Source organism: Rhizobium sp. NPDC092011, from assembly GCF_044756305.1.
Lineage (GTDB): Bacteria > Pseudomonadota > Alphaproteobacteria > Rhizobiales > Rhizobiaceae > Rhizobium.
Genome location: NZ_JBIVSO010000003.1, coordinates 136,983 through 158,389, shown reverse-complemented (window position 1 = coordinate 158,389; position 21,407 = coordinate 136,983). Strand labels below are relative to the sequence as shown.

At 59.1% G+C, this 21,407-nt stretch carries 22 protein-coding genes; 7 read left to right on the top strand and 15 right to left on the bottom strand.

Annotation, left to right across the window (positions count from 1 at the left end):
• Positions 1–8: 8 nt before the first annotated feature.
• Both ACIQJ2_RS15975 and ACIQJ2_RS15970 read right to left on the bottom strand, forming a co-directional pair.
• Complete coding sequence (locus ACIQJ2_RS15975; protein ID WP_199145538.1) at positions 9–323, bottom strand: hypothetical protein; 315 nt, start codon at positions 321–323, stop codon at positions 9–11.
• Between the two features lie 175 nt (positions 324–498).
• The gene (locus ACIQJ2_RS15970) at positions 499–1,017 is read right to left on the bottom strand and encodes a glycosyltransferase family 2 protein (protein ID WP_400667586.1); all 519 of its coding nucleotides are present in this window, start codon (positions 1,015–1,017) and stop codon (positions 499–501) included.
• Positions 1,018–1,258: 241 nt separating this feature from the next.
• On the opposite strand from ACIQJ2_RS15970, the gene ACIQJ2_RS15965 reads away from it, so the two are divergent.
• Both ACIQJ2_RS15965 and ACIQJ2_RS15960 read left to right on the top strand, forming a co-directional pair.
• Positions 1,259–2,416: a PA0069 family radical SAM protein gene (locus tag ACIQJ2_RS15965; RefSeq protein ID WP_400667588.1), complete on the top strand. Its 1,158-nt coding sequence runs from the start codon at positions 1,259–1,261 to the stop codon at positions 2,414–2,416.
• A gap of 167 nt (positions 2,417–2,583) precedes the next feature.
• Positions 2,584–3,243, top strand: a complete 660-nt coding sequence (locus ACIQJ2_RS15960; protein WP_400667752.1) for a ribonuclease HII — start codon at positions 2,584–2,586, stop codon at positions 3,241–3,243.
• A gap of 21 nt (positions 3,244–3,264) precedes the next feature.
• Here ACIQJ2_RS15960 and ACIQJ2_RS15955 read toward each other — a convergent pair whose 3' ends face one another.
• The 12 genes from ACIQJ2_RS15955 to ACIQJ2_RS15900 all read right to left on the bottom strand — a co-directional run bounded on the left by ACIQJ2_RS15955 (position 3,265) and on the right by ACIQJ2_RS15900 (position 15,507).
• Entirely contained in the window at positions 3,265–4,029 is a 765-nt protein-coding gene (locus ACIQJ2_RS15955) for an aminoglycoside phosphotransferase family protein (RefSeq protein ID WP_400667590.1), read from the bottom strand.
• Positions 4,030–4,252: 223 nt separating this feature from the next.
• Positions 4,253–4,741 (bottom strand): F0F1 ATP synthase subunit B, encoded by a 489-nt coding sequence (locus tag ACIQJ2_RS15950; protein ID WP_199145542.1) that lies wholly within the window; start codon positions 4,739–4,741, stop codon positions 4,253–4,255.
• 3 nt (positions 4,742–4,744) lie between these two features.
• Complete coding sequence (locus tag ACIQJ2_RS15945; RefSeq protein WP_199095097.1) at positions 4,745–5,338, bottom strand: F0F1 ATP synthase subunit B; 594 nt, start codon at positions 5,336–5,338, stop codon at positions 4,745–4,747.
• A gap of 78 nt (positions 5,339–5,416) precedes the next feature.
• Positions 5,417–5,644: a F0F1 ATP synthase subunit C gene (locus tag ACIQJ2_RS15940; RefSeq protein WP_015338972.1), complete on the bottom strand. Its 228-nt coding sequence runs from the start codon at positions 5,642–5,644 to the stop codon at positions 5,417–5,419.
• A 66-nt stretch (positions 5,645–5,710) separates the two neighbouring features.
• Complete coding sequence (locus ACIQJ2_RS15935; protein WP_199145544.1) at positions 5,711–6,463, bottom strand: F0F1 ATP synthase subunit A; 753 nt, start codon at positions 6,461–6,463, stop codon at positions 5,711–5,713.
• Positions 6,464–6,542: 79 nt separating this feature from the next.
• Positions 6,543–6,887 (bottom strand): AtpZ/AtpI family protein, encoded by a 345-nt coding sequence (locus ACIQJ2_RS15930; RefSeq protein ID WP_199145546.1) that lies wholly within the window; start codon positions 6,885–6,887, stop codon positions 6,543–6,545.
• A 311-nt stretch (positions 6,888–7,198) separates the two neighbouring features.
• Entirely contained in the window at positions 7,199–8,347 is a 1,149-nt protein-coding gene (locus ACIQJ2_RS15925) for a cell wall hydrolase (protein WP_400667754.1), read from the bottom strand.
• A 200-nt stretch (positions 8,348–8,547) separates the two neighbouring features.
• Entirely contained in the window at positions 8,548–10,413 is a 1,866-nt protein-coding gene (locus tag ACIQJ2_RS15920; RefSeq protein ID WP_400667756.1) for a potassium transporter Kup, read from the bottom strand.
• A gap of 53 nt (positions 10,414–10,466) precedes the next feature.
• Positions 10,467–11,444 (bottom strand): magnesium transporter CorA family protein, encoded by a 978-nt coding sequence (locus ACIQJ2_RS15915; protein ID WP_400667594.1) that lies wholly within the window; start codon positions 11,442–11,444, stop codon positions 10,467–10,469.
• Positions 11,445–11,857: 413 nt separating this feature from the next.
• On the bottom strand, positions 11,858–13,015 hold the full coding sequence (locus ACIQJ2_RS15910) for an Mrp/NBP35 family ATP-binding protein (protein ID WP_400667596.1): 1,158 nt from the start codon (positions 13,013–13,015) through the stop codon (positions 11,858–11,860).
• 624 nt (positions 13,016–13,639) lie between these two features.
• A complete protein-coding gene (locus tag ACIQJ2_RS15905; protein ID WP_199145554.1) occupies positions 13,640–14,377 on the bottom strand; it encodes a LuxR family transcriptional regulator in 738 nt (245 codons plus the stop codon).
• 326 nt (positions 14,378–14,703) lie between these two features.
• On the bottom strand, positions 14,704–15,507 hold the full coding sequence (locus ACIQJ2_RS15900; protein ID WP_400667758.1) for an IclR family transcriptional regulator: 804 nt from the start codon (positions 15,505–15,507) through the stop codon (positions 14,704–14,706).
• A gap of 133 nt (positions 15,508–15,640) precedes the next feature.
• On the opposite strand from ACIQJ2_RS15900, the gene ACIQJ2_RS15895 reads away from it, so the two are divergent.
• The 5 genes from ACIQJ2_RS15895 (at position 15,641) to ACIQJ2_RS15875 (ending at position 19,863) form a co-directional block, all read left to right on the top strand.
• Positions 15,641–16,411, top strand: coding sequence for an SDR family NAD(P)-dependent oxidoreductase (locus ACIQJ2_RS15895; RefSeq protein ID WP_400667598.1), 771 nt, complete (start codon positions 15,641–15,643; stop codon positions 16,409–16,411).
• 22 nt (positions 16,412–16,433) lie between these two features.
• Entirely contained in the window at positions 16,434–17,366 is a 933-nt protein-coding gene (locus tag ACIQJ2_RS15890) for a 2-dehydro-3-deoxygalactonokinase (RefSeq protein WP_400667600.1), read from the top strand.
• The gene (locus ACIQJ2_RS15885) at positions 17,366–18,001 is read left to right on the top strand and encodes a 2-dehydro-3-deoxy-6-phosphogalactonate aldolase (RefSeq protein WP_400667602.1); all 636 of its coding nucleotides are present in this window, start codon (positions 17,366–17,368) and stop codon (positions 17,999–18,001) included. The genes ACIQJ2_RS15890 and ACIQJ2_RS15885 overlap by 1 nt, the downstream gene beginning before the upstream one ends.
• Positions 18,002–18,004: 3 nt before the next feature.
• Complete coding sequence (locus ACIQJ2_RS15880) at positions 18,005–18,895, top strand: SMP-30/gluconolactonase/LRE family protein (RefSeq protein ID WP_199145562.1); 891 nt, start codon at positions 18,005–18,007, stop codon at positions 18,893–18,895.
• A gap of 350 nt (positions 18,896–19,245) precedes the next feature.
• The gene (locus ACIQJ2_RS15875) at positions 19,246–19,863 is read left to right on the top strand and encodes a PRC-barrel domain-containing protein (protein WP_400667604.1); all 618 of its coding nucleotides are present in this window, start codon (positions 19,246–19,248) and stop codon (positions 19,861–19,863) included.
• Between the two features lie 70 nt (positions 19,864–19,933).
• On the opposite strand, the gene ACIQJ2_RS15870 is transcribed toward ACIQJ2_RS15875, so the two are convergent.
• Positions 19,934–21,289: a putative bifunctional diguanylate cyclase/phosphodiesterase gene (locus tag ACIQJ2_RS15870; protein WP_400667606.1), complete on the bottom strand. Its 1,356-nt coding sequence runs from the start codon at positions 21,287–21,289 to the stop codon at positions 19,934–19,936.
• Positions 21,290–21,407: the final 118 nt, after the last annotated feature.

Here is a 21,407-nt window from a genome sequence, read left to right as displayed (position 1 = left end):
TTTGGGCGTCAGGTTTTCTGCCCCGGCAAAACAGGAATTGATTCCCAGCTTTCGCCACTGAGAATAATGCAGCTGCGACCGGAAACGTCGCTGAGCATGAGCGTCCAGTTGCCACTGTCAGCGCTGTAAACTTCAACGATCGTGCTCGGGTCGAGCTTGCCGACGGCTGAAAGCTTTTCGGAGAGGTGGTCACTGAGGAAGCCGACGAGGTCGACTCGCTTGGCACATGCCAGCATCGCCTGGGAAGCAGCTACGCCGGGATAAAAGATTGCGGTTGCCACGAGGGCTATTACCGAGAGGCGTGTGAGCAATGTGCGTTTCATAACGCACCTCCTTTCGCCGGTATCCCGGCGGAAAAGGAGAGTTCCGCTAGCCTGTTCCGCCGTATATCGGCATCATTATGGTCGGCCGCCCAACGCGACACGCGAAAGGTGCCGCCATACAACGAATTATCGCAGCTATTTTCAGGTTTACAAATGGAATCTCGAATGGCGAGCTTTATCGTGCCGCCCGCGCAACCCATGATGGAATAAGCTCGCTCGAAAGCTTGCGGCCCTTCTGGCCTTTGGCGAATTCCGCCAGCCGCATGCCCGTTCTGGCGGCCGCAATCGCCTGTGGCTTAGACAGGAGCCATCCCAGCTCAAGGGGAGGCATGCTGCGGCCTACGCGCTGCAGGAACGGCCGGCGATAACCGCGCGAGGCGGTAAAGCGCGCCGGAACTTTGTTCAGTGAGACATATTCCGCGATCTCATCAATCCAGCCCGCCTGCGGGCGCGCGCCGGGTTCGATCAGCAACAGCCATTCACCCCGCGCCGCGCGCAATATGTCCTTGATATCCCACTGCGAATGGAAGCGGCAACCGGCGGCGTCCGCCACCCGCGAGGTACCGTCCTGCGAGCCGTGGTCGAGCACGACGACATCGCAGACGAGGCCTTCGATCGCCCCCTGCACCAACGCCGCCAATGTCTGCGCCAGCTCGGGTTCCTGATCCTGGCATTCGATAATCACCGTCAACATTGCCCATTTATAGAGCGGCGCTCAATTTATTGCCAGCGCCTAACCTTCACGCTTGAACGTTTAAGAAAAGCACGATGCAGGGGCTTCCGAATGTTGCAGCCGCTGTCGCCGCTCACCGGGAACGGCGGGGATGAAGATAGCGGCTCGCGATTTTTGTTCTTGCAATGTTCTCATTTGTCGGATAGGAATTTAATCATCTTAGACGCGGCATGCGGCGCCATGAACCGCCCTGGAGCTACCGATGAACGAGCAGTCCCTTGCAGGGCAGGCCGCTTTTGCGCCTGCCAATACGCCAGACATTGCCAATGCCCTGATCGCCGACGCCGGTCTCAGGGTTGACGTCGAGCGCCGGCGTGGGCGCGGCGCGGGTCTGAACCCGAGCGGACGCTTCGAGAAGCAGCAGCGCGAGAGTTTCGACGACGGCTGGCAGACCCTGGAAGAGCTTCCACCCTTCAAGACCGAAGTGCAGGTGGAAAAGCCGCGCACGGCCATCACCCGCAACGAATCCCCCGATATTCCCTTCGATCGCTCCATCAATCCCTATCGCGGCTGCGAACATGGCTGCATCTACTGCTTTGCACGTCCTACACATGCCTATATGGGCCTCTCTGCGGGGCTGGATTTCGAAGCGAAGCTGTTTGCCAAACCGGATGCGGCGAAACTGTTGGAGCGGGAACTGGCAAAGCCAAGCTACAAGCCGCGCGTCATCGCCATCGGCACCAATACCGATCCCTACCAGCCTATCGAGAAGGAATGGCGGATCATGCGCCAGATCCTAGAAGTGCTGAACAAGGCCAACCATCCGGTCGCCATCGTCACCAAATCAGCGCTGATCATGCGCGATATCGACATTCTGAAGGAAATGGCTGCCAAGAACCTGGTTCGCGTCAGCCTTTCCGTGACGACGCTCGACCGGAAGCTGGCGCGTACCATGGAACCGCGTGCAGCCACGCCGACGAGGCGGCTGGAGGCGATCCAGGCGCTGAGCCAAGCCGGCATCCGTACATCTGTCATGGTGGCGCCGATCATCCCCGCCATCAACGATCATGAGATCGAGCGTATTCTCGATGCCGGCAAGGCGGCCGGCGCGCTGGAGGCAAGCTATGTCATCCTGCGGCTGCCGCTGGAGGTAAGCCCGCTGTTTCGCGACTGGCTGCTGCAGCATTATCCGGACCGTTATCGGCATGTCATGTCGCTGATCCGCTCGATGCGCGGCGGCAAGGATTACGACGCCGATTTCGGCAAGCGCATGAAGGGTGCCGGTCCCTATGCCTGGCAGATCAGCCGGCGCTTCGAAATGGCGACGCGGCGGCTTGAGCTGACCCGGCGCAACATCGCATTGCGCGACGACCTGTTCGTGCCCCCTGACGGCAGCGGCGTTCAACTGTCGTTGCTATAGCCGTTTGTTTTTCCGCATTGTCCGACGCCGAAGCGATCCCGCTTCGACTGGAAATGCTCTGATATTTCCTCGCGGGTTGTCCCTGTACCCGCCGGAAGGCCCCCTGGTTCGCCGCTCTGATCCACCGGGGGCTTGCAGGAGATCGGGTGGTGTGCGAGCTTCGCCGCATGCCACGCAGCACATCACCCGATTCTCCCATGCTTTTCGACGATAGGCCGATTGTTCCGTCCTTCGAGCTGGAACTGATCGCCCGGCGCGCCGGTCATTGGCCGGTTGCCGGCGCCGATGAAGTTGGCCGAGGTCCCCTTGCGGGGCCGGTCGTCGCAGCGGCCGTCATTCTCGATCCCGAGCGCATCCCGCAAGGGCTGAACGATTCCAAGCAGCTGACCGCCGCCAGAAGGGAAGCGCTATTTGTCGAGATCCTCGCGACGGCGACGGTTTCCATCGCTTCTTCAAGCGCGACACGTATCGACACGACGGATATCCGCAAGGCAAGCCTCGATGCAATGCGGCGTGCCATTTGCGGGCTGGCGATGCCGGCAAGCTACGTGTTGACCGATGGCCTCGACGTCCCGGCGGGCCTTGCCTGCCCTGGAAAGGCCGTGGTCAAAGGCGATGCGCGCTCCTTTTCGATCGCAGCAGCTTCGATCGTCGCCAAAGTCACACGCGACCGGATGATGGCGCGTGCTGGCAGCGTCTTTCCCGCTTATGGTTTTGCCGCCCATGCCGGCTACGGCACCGCGCAGCATCGCGCCGGTATCGAGCAGCATGGCCCCTGCCCCCTGCACCGCATGAGCTTTCGCCCTCTCAGGAAAGATGCAGGCTAAGGCGACCGAGATAATTACCTCTCATTCAACGAGCCCAGCCACGATCTCCAGTGACGATTTCAGCAGATAGGTTATGTCCCTGCGATAGATGCGGTCGTGCCCATCCCGCAAGTTCTGGCGATATCGCTCAAGGCCGAGTGAAGCCTGCTGTTCCATAAAGGCAAGCAGTGCTTCCAGCCTTACGACGATGGTTTCCGGCACGAGGCGTCGGTCGGCAGTCGCCATTCCGTACGCGTCGACAAAGATGCGTGCGCGCCGGATCTGATCCTCCAACCTACTTAGACCTTCCACGCCAGTATCCGAAGACAGCGGCGCCCATCGATAGATGGCATAGGCGATATCCCAGGAGCGCGAGCCTGGATGAGCAGCCTCGAAGTCGATGATACCTGTCACCTCGCCATCGTTCAAAACGACGTTGTAGGGAGCGAAATCCCCATGACAGATAACTTCTGCGGGCCCCATGGGTGATAGCTGCCATACGCGCTCCTTCTCGAGACGAGGCAGGAGCAGCGCGGAGCAATCGTGATAATGGCGAAGAAGAATGGCTGCGGATCGCAGGGCCTTTTCGGTGCGCATTTCGTCACTGCTATCGAGATCACCCGTTGCGCCGGGCAGATAGCTTACCCTCTCCCGGGTGGCATCAAAGCTGATCGGCGCGGGCGCTGCGGTGAAGCCATGTTCACGCAAAGCCGCCAACAAGGCGTGAACGCTCGGCGTCCACGGGAAAGCCTGCCTAATGACAGTGTCGCCGTCGCGATGCGGTCCTTGCTCGTGTGTTGTTTGCATCCCCCCTCCGCATGAAACGATCTAAAGCACGTCGCGATCTTTCAGATTCGCTTCACGCGCTTTAGCTCTTTGATTTCACGCATGTCGTAGTCGCAAAACCGCTGCACACTTTTGCGCGACATGCTCTAGGCGTATATGGTCACGCCAGTCGAACAACGGAAAGTGGGATGAAAACAAAAAACCCCGCCGAAGCGGGGCTTTCGAAGTGTAATTTCTCACACGCTTAGTTCAGCTTGGTCTTCACTTCATTGACAGCGTCATTGAAGAGACCGGTCTGAACGCTTCCACCGGCCTTTTTTGCGAGCACGGTTTCGGCGGCAGCGATTGCCAGATCAACGGCAGCGGAGCGAACCGCCTTCATCGCATCGGCTTCAGCCTGCTTGATCTTCTGCTCGGACAGGGCCGTACGGTTGGCGACGAATTCCTCGGTCTTCTTCCGGGCTTCCGTCGTCAGCATCTCGGCCTCGCGCTCGGCAGCAGCAACGATATTCGCTGCATCTGCTTCCGCTTCCTTACGCTTTCGCTGATATTCGGCCAGCAGATGCTGAGCCTCTTCGCGCAGGCGCTTGGCTTCCGCCAATTCGTTGCGGATCTGATCGGCGCGGTCGTCCAGCGACTTTGCCATCATGCCCGGAACCTTCAGGTAAACGATCAGAGCGAGGAAGATGATCAGACCGACAAACGCGAAGAAAGTGTTATCTAAAGCGAACATCGATCATCCCTCCTGCTTGGCGGATGCGGCGGCCACGGCAGACGCGACGTCGGCCTTGCCGGCGACATTGCCAACCAGCTGCTCGACGACGGCACCGGCGGTTTCCTCAGCGATAGCACCGACATCGCCGAAGGCCTTCGCCTTGATCTCGGCAATACGAGCTTCCGCAGCCTTGAGCTTTTCAGCCAGGCTTGCCTCGATCGTCTTGCGATCTGCTTCGGCTTTCACCTTGGCGGCATCGCGGGCGCTGGCACCAATGGTGTTCGCCTTGGCGCGGGCAGCAGCCAGATCGGCCTCATAGGTCGCGACGGCAGCGTCGGCTTCCGCCTTCAGACGCGAAGCTTCCTCGATATCCTGGGCAATCCGGTCATGCCGGCTTTCCAGAATGCCGCCAACACGCGGGATGACGATCTTCTGCATGGCCACGTAGAAGATGACGAATGTGATCACCAGCCAAAGCAGCTGTGACGGATAGGTCGTGTGGTCGAACGGCGGGAATACGCCGCCGTGATGGCCTTCATTCGGCGCACCCGTTTCCGTGTGCACCGCTCCGGCGGCCGGCGGTGCTTCGTCAGCATATGCCGGGGTCACAAACATGCTCACCTCCAGGTGGTCTGCAAATACAAAGAATCACGGCTCGCTACCCGCGAACCGTGATCTATGACGCCGCTGATATCAGACGGCGAAGAGCAGGAGGAGAGCGACGAGCAGCGAGAAGATGCCCAAAGCTTCCGTAACGGCGAAGCCGAATACCAGACGGCCGAACTGGCTGTCAGCGGCAGACGGATTGCGCAGTGCGCCGGACAGGTAGCTGCCGAAGATATTGCCGAGGCCAAGAGCCGTGCCGGCCATACCAAAGCAAGCCAAACCTGCGCCGATGAACTTTGCTGCTTCCGCGTCCATGTTGAACTCCTTTGAAATGGTTGTGCGGTGAATGACTGACGCCTTTAGACGCCAATGTCTTTATCCTTAGTGGCCGCCCGGATGGATTGCGTCGTTGAGGTACATGCAAGTCAGTACCGCGAAGACGTAAGCCTGAAGGAAGGCGACAAGGAACTCGAGACCGGTGATGGCGACGGTCATGATGAGAGGAAGAATAGCGCCACCGATACCGACTGCGCCGAGGGCTCCAAGCGAGGCGACGAAGCCTGCGAACACCTTGAGCGTGATATGGCCAGCCAGCATGTTGGCGAAGAGACGAACGGAGAGCGAAATCGGGCGGGAGAGGAACGAGATGATCTCGATCACCACCACCAGCGGTAGAAGAATGCCGGGAACGCCGTGCGGTACGAAGAGCTTCAGGAAGCCGAAACCGTGCTTGATGAAACCGTAGAGAATGACCGTGAGGATAACCAGCAACGCCAGCGCGAAGGTGACGATGATCTGGCTGGTCACGGTATAGAAGTAAGGAACGAGGCCGAGAAGGTTCGCCGTGAGGACGAACATGAAGAGCGAGAAGACCAGCGGGAAGAACTTCATTCCCTTTGTCCCCGCCCCCTCTTTCAACATCGAGGCGATGAACTCATAAGCCATTTCCGCGACCGACTGCGAGCGGCTCGGGATGACGCCGCGCGGTGCAGCAGCGAAATACAGGAAGCCGGCAGAAAGCACTGCGGAGGCAACCATGAACAGCGAAGCGTTGGTGAACGAAAAATCAATTCCGCCGATATCAATCGGGATAATCTTGAAGATCAGGAACTGATGGGTAGGATCGTTTGCCACCGCTTGTTCTCTTTCATTTTCCCGCTCGACCGAGCGGATGCCTCTTAAACTGGAAGCAGCGACATAGCGCCGCCTCCGCTCATTTCTTGTCTGGCCGACCTTCGTCAAGCATGGGTGTCGCCACCTTGCCTGCAGAACGCAGCACATTCAGTACACCAGCGCAAAATCCGAGAAGCAGCAAGATAATCATGCCCCACGGCGCCGTGCCAATAAAACGGTCGAAGACGTAGCCCAGAACGGCGCCAACGATGATTGCGGCTATGAACTCGCTGGAAAGCTTCATCGCCTGAGCGTAGCCCTTACGGCTCACCTCGGCGCGAACCTCCCCGTGTTCACCCTCTCTCATCTCCGAGCGCTTGTTTGCCAGTTCGGCTCCCAGTTGCGCCCGTCGCTGCTCCAGACCTTCGTCGCGGTCATCCGTCATGGTGGTATCCTCCCTGTTCTCGTTGCGCGTTATCCCATTGCCCCGGTCAACGCGTAAACGAACAGCAGGTTTCGCCACCTTTCGGCCCGTTTTGAAGTCGCGCGCAACATAGTTTTAGGAAAAAGCATAGTCAAGGCGTAGACGTCATCTGTCCAGCCATAAATTAGCCCAATTAAATCATGACCTTAAACAGAAAAAGCCGCACCGGATGAAAACTGAGCCGAAGAATCCTCTTCAGCCCAAGCTTTCTGGCGGTCTTTTTGCAGGCAATCGTGCCCTTTCGCACGGCAAGAACACCCGAACCGGGCGCCTCAGCTCCAGCCGCCGCCATAGGTCCTGTAGAAGATGTGCATTCCGATGCGGCCAACCTTCACCATTTCGGCGGCCCAACTCGGCCGGACGTAGACAGCATGATAATGAGTGGCGGAACCGACTTCGGGCAACCAGATCTTGCCGGCGGTAACCGCCATGGCGACCTGACGGGCAATGCGCCAGTGTTCCGGCGAGTTCACCCGCTCCTTGACGTTGTCGCAGGCGAAGGAAAACTGGCAGGCGTTGTGCCAATCCTCATTCTGGTAGACGACGCCGCAGATGGTCTTGGGATAGGCAGGATTGCGAACCCGATTGAGAATGACCTGTGCGACGGCCGCCTGCCCTTTCACCGATTCCCCGCGCGCTTCGAAATAGATGCCGGTTGCCAGGCACTGCTGTTCATCGGAAGAAAATACTGAGGGCGGCAGGACATTTGCCGCCCATGAATGATCCTTCGGTCCGATCTGCGGCACGAAACGTCCTTCGCCGTCCTGATCCTTGGCAAGAATGGTATCGAAGGGAGACGTGCGGGCGTAATCCGGCGCCGGCGAAGCATAGGCCGCCGCCAGAACATCGGCATTCTGATTGGTAACGAGGTTTGCGAGATAGGTCGGCACGCCGTCATCCGGCTTCACCGGCTGCTTCTTGTAGAAGGCAGTGGCGATCTGGATTTCCTTGCCGCCGAGTTTCGGCTTCAGGAAGGCAGTGCGCTCACCGGTATCGGATTGCGGGCGGAGCAGCATGCTTTCACGCTGCAGCACGGAACCCGCCGAAAAATCCTTCGGCGGCAACATGGGCGCGACGGCAACCACACGGTTCTTCTTTGCCTGTCGGTTGACGCGATCTTCATCCGGGCGCGGGTCGCTGCCCTTCTGCTCGGACTGGAATGCCACACGACGTCCATCGGGCAATACCAGGCCGCCATCGCCGATGGCCGCAGCGGCTTTCATGTCTCCAAAGGCAAGTTCAGCCTGATGTGTGGAGCCGGCCGGTGAATCGGTCATCACCATGCGCCAGTTGGCACCTTCACGGTCGATGCCGGCCAGCAGACCGGCGAGATCGCCATAGGCGGCCGGTGACGGAAAGATGAGCCAGGCGCAAAGCCCGAAGACGGCTGGAGAGACCCAATTGTCGGGCAGAAACCGCATTTTTCTGCTGAGATAACGCGAACGAGACAACACCGGACTCCAAACGGCACTCGAAACCAGGAGCCGGAATAATCTCCCATTAACCTTGATGGATGGTTAATTCGGGCGAATGCGTGTTCACGAATGCGATCGGCATAAACATGGAAGGCCCGGTGGACATCCACCGGGCCTTCGAACAAACGGCGCTCATCGCGTCCGCATCAGATAATGACGTGCGACCCGAGTTCCACAACACGGTTGGCCGGCAGGCGGAAGTAGTCGGAGGGGTCGGTCGCGGCGTTGGCAAGCGCGATATAGAGCCGGTCCTGCCAATGCGGCATGCCCGATTTCGCATCCGGCACCAGTTTGCGGCGGCCGAGATAGAAGGAAGTCGACATGATGTCGAACTTCAGGCCCGTCTTGCGCAAGGTCGCCAGCGCCTGCGAGACGTTTTGCGATTCCATGAAGCCGAAACGCAGTTCGACGCGCGAGAAGCGCTCGGAAACCTTTTCGACCGAATAACGCTCTTCCTGGGCAACGCGCGGCTTGTTGGTGGTGCGGATCGTCAGGATCACATTCTTGTCGTGCAGAACGTGGTTGTGCTTCAGATTGTGCAGCAACGCAGCGGGTGCCGATTCCGGATCGCTGGTCAGGAAGATCGCGGTGCCCGGCACATGCGCGGGCGAATGATCGCTCTTGCGCTCGATCGAGCTGACGAAGGATGACAGCGGGATATCGGTGTGACGTGTCTTTTCCATCAGGATCGCCGTGCCGCGGCGCCAGGTCCACATAATGACGGTGAAGGCCGTGGCAATCAGGACCGGCACATAGCCGCCGTCATGGATCTTCAGCAGGTTGGCGCCGAGGAAGACGAATTCCAGCAATAGCAGCGGCGTCAACACGGCGGCAGCCATCGGCAGCGACCAGTTCCAGCGAACCCGGACGAACTCGAAAGCCATGATCGACGTGACAACCATCGCGCCGGTGACCGAAATGCCATAGGCCGTCGCCAGGGCGTCGGAGGTCTTGAAGCTCAGCACCAGGAAGATGACGCCGAAGAACAGGATCGTATTAACCGACGGCAGGAAGATCTGTCCGGTATTGGTCTCGGACGTGAACAGAATTTCCATGCGCGGCAGGAAGCCGAGATGAATGGCCTGCCGCGTAAGCGAAAAGGCGCCTGTTATGACGGCCTGGCTGGCGATGATCGTCGCCAGCGTGGCGAGAATGACGACAGGCAGGATCGCCCAATGCGGATACATGAGGAAGAACGGATCCGACATGGCTTCCGGATTGCGCAGCACCAACGCGCCTTGGCCGAAATAGTTCAGCGTCAGCGATGGGAACACCAGAGCAAACCAGGCCCACTGGATCGGGCGGCGGCCGAAATGACCGAGGTCGGCATAGAGCGCTTCGGCACCGGTTACGGTCAGGAAGACCGCACCGAGCACGACGACGCCGAGAAAGCCTTCGCGCAGCAGGAAGCTGATCGCGTACCAGGGATTGAGTGCTGCCAGAATGCTGTAATCATCGGAGATGTGCATGATGCCGGCAAGGCCCATGACGATGAACCAGATGGCGGTGATCGGGCCGAAGAAGCGGGCAACAGCGCCCGTGCCATGCGACTGGATCGCAAAGAGCAGCGCCATGATCGCGACCGATATGGGCACGATATAGTCGGACAGTTGCGGCGTGACGAGCTTCAGACCTTCAACCGCCGAGAGAACGGAGAGCGCCGGTGTGATCATGGCGTCGCCGAGGAACAGCGCCGCACCGAGCAGACCGAGCAGCATCAGAATTGCCGTGTGACCATTCGCCGTCTTCATCAACAAGGCGAGCAGCGACAGTGTGCCGCCTTCGCCGTCATTGTCTGCGCGGAGCAGAAAAAGGACATATTTGATCGTAACGATGATGGTCAGCGTCCAGAACATCAGCGAGATGACGCTGATGACTTCTCCACGCGTCAGCCCATCGGCAGCGACGGGTTTCAAGGCTTCGCGAAAAGCGTAGAGCGGGCTCGTACCGATATCGCCATAGACCACGCCGATCGAACCGAGCGCGAGATAGGCAAGCTTACGAGCGTCCATTTTCCCGTCGGGAGAATGATGGGTTTCGTTAGACATTCAGGATCACTAGACTCTCAGAGCCAGCCTTTCCAGCGAAAAAAGAAAAACGGGACGATGGCGGATACGACCATCAGCATCAGCGACGCCGGGTAGCCGTAGGCGAAATGCAGTTCGGGCATACGCTCGAAATTCATGCCATAGACGGACGCCACAAGCGTTGGCGGCAGGAACACCACGGACGCGATCGAGAAGATCTTGATGATGGCGTTCTGCTCTATATTGATCAGTCCAAGCGATGCATCGAGCAGGAAAGTGATGTTGCCTGCGACGAAAGAGGCATGCTCGGACAGGGATTGAACATCCCGCGAGACGTTGCGGCAGAGCTCCTTGGCCTCGGTGTCCTGCTGCATGGCGGGGATGGTATGAAGGAAGGTGAGCAGCCGGGACAGTGAACTCAGGCTGTCACGTACCTTGCTGATCGTACGATGATAGCCAGCGATGCCCTTGAGCTTTTCTTCCAGAAAATTCGACGGACGGCGGATCTTCTTCAACCGATCGCCGAATACGTGCACCGACAATATATCGATACCGGCAACCGTCTGTTCAAGGACCTCGGCCGTGCGGTCGACAATCGTTTCCAGCAACTTGACGAGCAGCGCCATACCCGTGCGCCTCTCCTGCGGAATTCGCTGCAGAGCTGCGATGAAGAGCGCAAAGGATTTCGGCTGCGCGTAGCGAATGGTGACCAGCTGCTGCTCCGTCAGGATGAAGGCGACATCGGTCAGCATCGGCAGATTGGTATCGGCCTTCCAGAGCAAGGATGCGGTCAGATAGACCGAACCATCCTCAATATAGAGGCGGCTAGATGGCTCGATATCCTTCATATCCTCGCGCGTCGGCACTTCAAGCCCGAGCAGGCGCTCGATATTGGCTTCCTCTTCGCGCGTCGGTTCGACCATGTCGATCCAGACGGCATTGTCGGGCAATCGTGCGACAGCCGAGAGATCGGAGAGTTCAAGCGGCTTGGAATCTGAGCAATAGGCAGTGATCAACTGCGCGCTCCCGCAGCGGCGGAGACGAATCTACAGTCAAAGCGCGTTGCGCACGCCCGCCGTGATCCCACCAATGGCCAATGAAAAAAGCTCATAAAACCCCGGTCGCATCCCGCCGGGTCGGCTGGGAATCGGTGTCCACGTTCCATTGCGCTGCTGTACCAATCCTTCGTCCATCCTGGCGAGGACGCCTGTTCGGACGAAACAGAACCACCATTCGGCGGAGGGCGATCATCGGAAAAAACCGACCAGCTCCACGCCGGCGGCGCATATGCAGCAAAGCTCGCAAAGAATCAAGTCCAACCCCTTCATTACGCGCTTTCACCGCAGATTCCGCAATCCCGCGAAGTCATAGCACAGGATACAGGCAAGACAATCCGTCGCTATACAGAAAGCAGGCAAGGTACTGTGAATTATTCAAACACGATCGAGGGGGCAGAACGTTGCGGCGTATCCGCGACTTGCTTCCAGACCTTGGCGGCAATCTCACGATAGATGCGGGCGATCACCCCGTTCGGCTCGGCGGCAACTAGCGGCGTTCCGGCATCGGAGCTCTCGCGAATGCCCATGGTCAAAGGCACCTCGCCAAGGAACGGTACGCCGATCCGCTCGGCTTCCTTGCGCGCCCCGCCATGGCCGAAAATGTCGTAGCGGGCGCCGGTATCCGGAGCGATGAAGTAGCTCATATTCTCGATGATACCGAGGACGGGAACCTCGACCTTGCGGAACATGTTCAGCCCCTTGCGCGCGTCAATGAGCGCAAGATCCTGCGGGGTAGAGACGATCACCGCGCCGGCCAGCGGCACCTGTTGCGCCATGGTCAACTGCACGTCGCCGGTGCCCGGCGGCATGTCGACGACGAGCACATCGAGTTCGCCCCAGGCAACTTCGCGCAACATCTGCAGCAACGCGGACTGAACCATCGGTCCACGCCAGATCATCGCGGTTTCCTCTTCGACGAGGAAGCCCATCGACATGACCTTGAGGCCGTAATTCTGCATCGGATTGATGATGCGGCCATCGATCTGGGTCGGGCGCCCGGAGATCTTCAAAAGGCGCGGCATCGAAGGACCATAGATATCGGCGTCGAGAATACCGACGCGCAGCCCATTGGCTACAAGGCCAAGCGCCAGATTGGCCGCCGTCGTCGACTTGCCGACGCCGCCCTTGCCCGAAGCGACGGCGATGATGGCGCCGACTCCGGGAACCCCAATCTTTCCGGCACGGGGTTGTTGCTGCGGCGCATGCGGATGGGCATGGCCGTGACCATGCGGGGCGGCTTGCGGCTGAGCCGGACGAGGTGCCGCACTGCTTCCGGCCTTCTTATCGGCGGTCAGCGCTACCATCGCGCCTTTGACGCCACGCATATCCTTGATGACACGCTCGGCTGCAAGCCGCATCGGCTCGAGATCCTTGGCCCGCTCGGCGGGAACGGTGATCGAGAAATAGACCTTGCCATCCGAAATGAAGACATCCGACACCATGCCAAGCTCAACGATATTGTGCTCCAGGTCTGGGCCGCGAACCGTCTTCAACGTTTCCAGCACCTGTTCCTTGGTGATGTCTGCCATGCCATCCTCACTACGCGCTGCATCGAAAGCCCGGCATCCGCCGCGATCTCTCGAAATCCCTCTGGCTTAGATAGTGGAGTGGCAGGAGTTCGCCAAACGAAATTCGGCGCCGTCGTTAAAAAGCGTCCTGGTTGCGGCCGGCAGGTCCGCCGGGTCTATGACCCTACCAGCCGCAACACTCTCCCAACCGGGGAAGACGTTCGCGGGCCGACATAGAGCAACTGGCCGAGAGGAATAGGGCCGACACGCGAAAAACGCCCTGTACATGCAGCCGATCTTGCTAAGCGTGTTAAATAAGCAACAACCGCCGCCGACACCTTCGCCCGGAGAAGCAGTGGCGATGGCATCGGCAGCGGTCATCTGATCCGCGCCGTTATTCGGCGCTGTTATCAAAGTCCCCTCCGGACTTCCATCGTCTAAGAAGCAGGAAGCGTGCCAGTTTTGAAAAACCGGCGAAAATCCACGAATATCAATTCGCTGGCGACAGATCGACCGGATCCCGCCGTTCAGTCGCTGCACGAAGCTTCCGCATAATTTATGCGCAACGTATAAAATTCGGGCAGAAAGCCGTTCAAATATCGATCACCAGGCCGGGGACCGCCAGGCTGGCTTCGCAGCCGCCGATTACTTGATCAATCCCACCCGCAAAGCCTTGGCGACAGCCTGCGTGCGGTTGACGGTATCGAGCTTCTTTGTTGCCCGGTTGAGGTAATGATTGACCGTATGTTCCGAGAGCGTCAGGATTTCGGCTATCTCGGCGCTGGTCTTGCCCGCCGCAGTCCAGTTCAGACAATCGATTTCGCGGTCCGTGAGGGCATCGACGACCCGCACATCCATGCTGCGGATTTCCGCGAGACGATCGAAAACATGAATTGCAATGTAGTAGAGATCCTTGATCTCCTCCGGCGTAAAGGGCTCTCGATCGCCCGCCAGCGATACCGCCCCGCGAATACCGGAGACGTCATGCGTCGGCAAATAGACAAAGCGCGTCATGCGGAATCGCTCGAACAAGGCGACGACGAGCTGGGATTTGCTCTCCTCGCGGTTCGGCGTGGCGGCAACGTCATAGACGAAGGGTAAGGTCGTACGGCGCATGCGCTGCAACACGGGGCTAGTCGGCATCAGCCCCTCTTGATCGTAGATCGAAAGAAGTTCGGCCGGCCAATTGTTGATCACCGAATTGCTCTGCAGGTCAAAGGAGGTAATGGGCGGCATGTTGACGATCATGAAGGCCCTGCAACGATAGGCTTCCGTCAATCCCTTCATGAAGCGAAACACATCGAACTGTGTCTTCAGCCTGCCGATTTCCTCAATGAAATCCTCGCCACGAGGAGATGCGCCCGCCTGCATCAATGCTGCCATTATTAGTCTTCTTTATGTAAAAGAGGGAAAAATGGGCAACTTCCGTTGCTCTCTCCCTCGGCGTCATCGTACCAGCCCCGGATAACCGGCGCTTGTGCAAATATATATTTTATAGAATTTCAACCACTTCAAGGTTCATTACTACGATATCCACCCGCCATCTCGCCAAATCCTCTATGACTCGCCAATCATTAGAGGATAATGGCAGTTCTTACGCACATCTCAACAATCAAATTCAAGTTCAAGACGCAATTTAGCTAAGATCTTGCACGAATAACGATAAATTAACGAACTTTAGATGACGGCCGTGTCAAATAGGCACAATACTAACGTTTCGGCCCCATCCGGTTATGCATGTCCATCATGATCGAATCGGCTGTCGCCACCACCAGCGGCGCCCATTCCTGCAGCTTGGCTGATGTAACGCGATAGGCGGGGCCGGTTACCGAGACACCCGCAAGCATGGCATCCCCCTTCGGGCAGACCGGCGCGGCAACGCAACATATGCCGCTTTCGTGTTCTTCCCGATCGAATGCATATCCCCTCGCCCGGATATCGCTGATATCGGCAAGCAACTCGGCGGCGCTGCGCAAGGTATGTTCGGTATAGGGTCGAAATTCCAGGCCGGCGATCCGCTCGGCAAGTTCGGCATCGTCGAGCGCGGAGAGGGCTGCCTTGCCGACGCCAGTGCAATAGGCCGGGGAGGCATTGCCGATCTGCGAATACATGCGCACGGACTGCCGGCCCTCGACCTTGTCGAGATAGATGACGTCTGGACCGCGCAGAACGCCGAGATGCACGGTTTCGCCGGTTGCCTCCTGCAGACGGCGCAGATGCGGCTCGGCGACAGCGCGAAACTCGTTGCGTGCCCAGCTGCGGGAGGCAAGCGTCAACAGCCTGATACCGATGAGGTAGCGGCCATCACGATCGATCTCCAGGAGGCCCTCCTCCACGAGGTGCGACAATTGGCGATGCAGCGTGCCGCGCGGCTGATCGGACAGAGAAAGAATATCCGTGAAACGCATCGGCCCTTCGGCAAGCGCAACGAGATCGAGCAGCCCGACGAGCTTTCCAAGCGTGCCGGTTTCCCGGTCACGGCCATGATATGCCTTTTCGTTATCGCAACTCAGCTCCGCGTCCCTTCATTTATCGCTCGCACAGCGACGGTATCCTTGACACGATGAAAGGGTAATCCGATAATTCCACATAGTCAAATTTTGTTCCAAATAATGGAACTGAAGCGACAATCCGGGAGGAAAAACCTTGGCTGAAACACTGGCACAATTTCCCGATCTGAAAGATCGCACCGTGTTGATCACGGGTGGCGGCTCCGGTATCGGTGCGGCACTCGTGGAAGGCTTCGCGCGACAAGGCGCGAAAGTCGCCTTCGTCGACATTGCGGAAGAACCGAGCAAAGCGCTCGCCGCGAAACTTTCCGCGCAGTCGGCATATCCTGTTTCCTTCTACCACGCCGATCTGCTCGATGTCGGCCAGATCAGGAATACGGTCGCCGCAATCGAGTCCGATCTCGGAGCGATCCGCGTGCTCGTCAACAATGCCGCCTGGGACGACCGGCACGACATAGACACGACGACCGAGGAATATTGGGACAATAGTCAGTCGATCAATCTCAAGCAGGTCTTCTTCGTATCGCAGGCTGCAGCCCCCGGCATGCGGGCGGCCGGCGGCGGCGCGATCATCAATTTCTCTTCGATTGTCTTCAAGATGAACCCGCCGGCGCTTTCCTCCTATGCGGCGGCGAAATCGGGCATCATCGGGTTGACCAAGAGTTTTGCCGGTCGCCTCGGGCCGGAAAACATCCGCGTCAACGCCGTCCTGCCCGGAATGATCGTGACCGAGCGGCAACTCGAACTCTGGCTGACGGAGGATGGCATGGCCAAGACCATCGACCGTCAATGCCTAAAGCGCGTGTTGAAGGCAGAGGATCTCGTGGGGCCTGTGCTTTTCCTTGCATCCGGCTGCTCGGGCGCGATGACGGGACAATCCGTCATTGTCGATGGCGGCATTTTCTAGTGAAAGATTTGGAGCATTATCGATGACAAAGCCCGCATTTATCGCGGTGGATTGGGGCACCAGCAGTTTTCGGCTGTGGCTGATCGGCGAAGACGGCAGCATTCTGGCGGAACGCCGCAGCGGCGAAGGCATGACGACAGCGGCTCAGGCCGGCTTCGCCAAGATCCTGCAGACGCATCTCGACGCCATTTCGGCGCCGTCGGATATTCCGGTCATCGTCTGCGGCATGGCCGGCGCGCGCCAGGGCTGGGTTGAAGCCGGCTATATCGACACTCCGACGTCGCTGACCGCGATTTTAACAGGGGCGGTTGCCGTTCCGGGCCAGTCGCGCGACGTGCGTATTCTGCCGGGCTTGGCGCAGCGCGCCAAGGATGCCCCCGATGTGATGCGCGGTGAAGAAACGCAATTGCTCGGCGCGATCGCCGCCGATGCGAAGGGTGAGCAGATCGTCTGCATGCCGGGAACGCATTCGAAATGGGTACGCGTCGTCGACGGCCGCGTGACGGGCTTTTCCACCTTCATGACGGGTGAACTTTTCGACGTCATCACCAAGCACAGCATTCTCTCGCATGCCGTGTCCGGCGCCGCCGACATGCCCGCCGACGCCGCAGCCTTCGAAGCAGCGCTCAAGGCTGCATTCGAGAAGCCGCAGTTGGCCACCAACCTGCTGTTTACCGCCCGCTCCGGCCAATTGCTCCACGGGACGACGGCGGCTGGCGCACAGGCGCTGATCTCGGGCACACTGATCGGCGCCGAGATTGCCGGTGCTTTGTCTTCCGCCGGGCAAGGTGCTGCCATCACGCTCGTTGCCTCCGGCCGCCTGCAGGCGCTCTATGAAGAAGCGTTCCGCAGCCTGTCCCTCCCCTTCCAGACCATCGACGCAGACGCTGCCGTTCGCCGCGGGCTTTCCGCCGCGGCGGAAGCGATCTGGCTCAGACAAGAAAGCAAGAACTGATGACCACCCGTACCCCCTTCCCGCCCATGAAGCGCCCGCTGATTGCCATTCTTCGCGGCATCAAGCCGGAGGAAACGGCCGATATCGTCGGCGCCCTGATCGAGACCGGCTTCACGGCCATCGAAATCCCGCTGAACTCGCCGGAGCCATTCCGCTCGATCGAGATCGCGGCGAAAATGGCACCTGCCGAGTGCCTGATCGGGGCCGGCACGGTGCTGACGGTAGAAGATGTCGACAGACTGGATGGCGCCGGCGGCAGATTGCTGGTGACGCCGAATGTCGAGCCTGCGGTGATCAGCCGCGCGCGCGACAAGGGTATGGTGACGATGCCCGGCGTCTTCACAGCAACGGAAGCGCTATTGGCAGCAAAAGCAGGGGCTACCGGCCTTAAATTCTTCCCCGCCGGCGTGCTCGGCGCTTCCGGCATTACGGCCATCCGCGCCGTACTGCCGCCGGAGCTTGTTATTGCCGCGGTCGGCGGTGTTTCGGACAAGAATTTCGCCGATTACACCAAGGCCGGCATCCTTGCATTCGGGTTGGGAACCAGCCTCTACAAGCCAGGGATGACGGCAACAGAGGTTGCCGAACGCGCCAAGACCACCATCTATGCCTATGACGCCGCCATAGGAGCATGATCCGTGACCGACATCCATGATTTTGAAGGCAGTATTCTCTGCAACACATCCTCCGTCCTTGGAGAAGGCCCAACATACGACCCCGATACGGACACCGTCTGGTGGTTCAATATCCTTGGCAAGGAGCTCCATGAACTGCACCTGCCCACCGGCAAGAAGAAGGTCCACGAGCTGCCGATGATGGCAAGCGTGCTTGCTCGCGTCGATGCCAAGCGGCAGATGATCGCCACCGAGGAGGGCCTGTTCCTTCGTGATATCGCCAGCGGCGAATTGAGCTTCTATGCGGCGATCGAGGCCGACAAGCCGGAAAACCGTTCCAACGACGGCCGCACGCATATCTCCGGATCGCTATGGATCGGCACCATGGGCAAGCGGGCCGAGATGCAGGCGGGCGCCATCTATCACGTCGCAGCCGGCGGCAAGGTCACCAAGATCTTCGACCAGATCAGCATTCCCAATTCGATCTGCTTTTCGCCGGATGGCACTATCGGCTACTTCACCGATACGCGCGTCAGCCAGCTTATGCGGGTTCTTGTCGACCCAGAAACCGGGCTTCCGGCAGGCGAGCCGATCGTCATGGTCGACAGCATGGAAGATCCGGGCGGTCTCGACGGCTCGGTCTGCGACGCCGACGGCTATATCTGGAACGCCCGTTGGGGTTCCGGCTTCGTCGACAAATACAGCCCGGACGGCCTGCGTATCGAGCGCTATCGCGTGCCTGCCATGCAGCCGTCGTGCCCGGCCTTTATCGGCAAGAATGGCGACCGGCTGGCGGTGACGACTGCCTGGGAAGGCCTCGATGACGAGGCTCGATCCATGCAGCCGCAGGCCGGTGCCCTTCTGGAGCTCGGTCCGACAGTCCGTGGCGTTTTCGACCCGCCCTACAAGCTTTGATTGAGTTTCACCTTCGCGCCAACAGGCGCGAAGGTGATGCCCGTGATGCGTATCGCATTTCATCGATCAGATCTTTCTTCGCAAGAAACAAGCGTGGCCGTATTTCGCCACAGCTAAAGCGTTCAATCTTCCGGGCTGCATTTTATTTTTAAGCTATTGTTTTTAATTGCCATTATACAAGCGACCACACTCGCCGAGTGGCTTTTCTGCAACTTTTGACGGAACCAAAGCTTCCCTGAGCCATTTGCCTTATGACCGGTACGATGATGGTCACCAATCAAAAACTCCACTCGCACTGGTATGCATGCGTTTCAACAGGCATGCCCATCAGAATGAAAGGTAGGTTCACGATGACTGGGAAACTTTTCACTTCCGTCGCTGCAGGCACGCTCTTTGCGGCCGCATCCGTCTTGTCGCCGATGGCGTTCGCGCAATCGCAGCAGCCGTCGACCGGTGGCAGCAATGCGCCCTTGACACAATCGGCTCCAGCCACGCCCGGCGCTGCAAAGCCGGATAGCTCGATGCCGCAGACCAAGGCGCAGGCTCCCGCTGCCATGACCGGTACTGAACAGGCCGGAGGTTATCTGACCACGCAGTCTGCAGATCAGATCAGCGCCAAGACCTATATGGGCCAATCGGTCTATAACGGTCAGAACGAGAGCATCGGCAGCATCAACGACCTGATCCTGCAGAAGCAGGGCGGTGTCGTCGCCGCAGTGGTCGGCGTCGGCGGCTTCCTGGGCATGGGTCAGAAGAACGTCGCTGTTCCGTTCAGCAAGATCAACACCACCCAGAATGCACAGGATGGCACGATCAAGCTGACGACGACGGAAACGGCCGAAGCGCTGAAATCGGCGCCCGAGTTCAAAACGCTTGCGATGCAGGCTTCGGACAAGGCGGCAAGTTCGGCGGGAACGTCGACCATGCCGACAACCGACAGCACGACGACATCTTCGACCAGCAAGTAACGGATCATTCCGATCCAAAACAGAAGCGGCGGCCCTCACCGGCCGCCGCTTTCGTTTGAACCGTATAGCGTCAGGCGCTCTCGCGTTCGCCGCCGATCTCGAAATAATGCGCTTGCAGATAGCGAAGCGTCGCGGCGCTGTCGGCGGGCTTGCCGAAATAGTAGCCTTGGCCCATGGCGCAACCGAGCGCCCTCAGCTTCGCGGCCTCAGCATTTTCTTCGATGCCTTCGGCAACCACGCGCAGATCCAGCCCTTCGCACATGGCAAGGACCGCCTTGATGATATGTTCCGAAGCCCGGTCGGAATTCATGCGGGAGACGAAGGCGCGATCGATCTTCACCTTGTCGAAGATGAATTCGCGCAGACGGCCAAGGCTCGATTGACCCGTGCCGAAATCATCGAGAGAAATGCGAACGCCTACGGCGCGAAGATCGGCGATAATGCGATGCGCAGTCTCTGCCGAGCTCATCACAGCGGTCTCAGTGATTTCGAGCTCAAGGCGGTGCGGATCCAGTCCGACGCGGGCGAGAATCGCAAGGACGCTGCTGCTGGTGCCTGGATCCATCAGCTGCGCCGAGGAGAGATTGAAGGACAGGAAGAGATCACGCGGCCAGGAAAGTGCCGCTTCCGCAGCCTTCCGCAGGAGGGTTTCGGACAGGGCGTCGATAAACCCGCGCTCTTCGGCCAGCGGCACGAAGACGGCCGGAGAAACGAAGCCGAGGTCGGGATCGTTCCAGCGGGCAAGCGCCTCGAAGCCGAGAACCATATTGTTCGCAAGCGAGACGATCGGCTGGAAATGCACGTCGATGGCATCGGAAATGATGGCATTTCGCAACGCCTGCTCAAGCTGCGTCGCACGCTTCATTTCCTGCGCGATCTCACGGGAATAGACAGTGATCTGGCCGCGGCCGCGGCGCTTGGAGCGATAGAGCGCCGTTTCCGCGTTCTTCAGCAGATCTTCGAACTCCTCACCTCCGAAGGGGTGAATGGCGAAGCCGAAAGACGCGGACAACCGGACATTGCGGTCGCCGAGATCGTAGGGCGCCGACAGCACTTCGCGGATCATCTGACCGAACTTCTCGGCACCGACGCGTTCGAAGACCAAGGGCAGGACAAAGGCGAATTCATCCCCATCGTGACGGGTGACGGCCGCGCCGTCCGGAATGCATGCCCTGAGGCGATGCGCGACCTGGCAGAGGATTTCGTCGCCGGCTTCGACGCCGAACAGATCGTTGATCGGCTTGAAGGAATCCAGATTGACGATGCCGATGGTGAAGGGCGCGGGATCGCTGGCGCGCTCGAGCGAAAGCTGGCGCGTGCGTTCACGCATGCGATAGCGGTTGCCCAAGCCCGTCAACGGGTCGGTATATCCCTTGGCCTGCAATTCTTGACTGACTGGCCCAGACAGCATTTCAGCCGATTTCATATTCGGTTCCGATGTTTTCTCCACCCTGGTCAAAGCATGAAGGTGAAGTCTTAACAAAGGATAGCGAGACGACAACCAATCGATACCAGCAATAACTTGCCGTCAGATGTGGTATCAC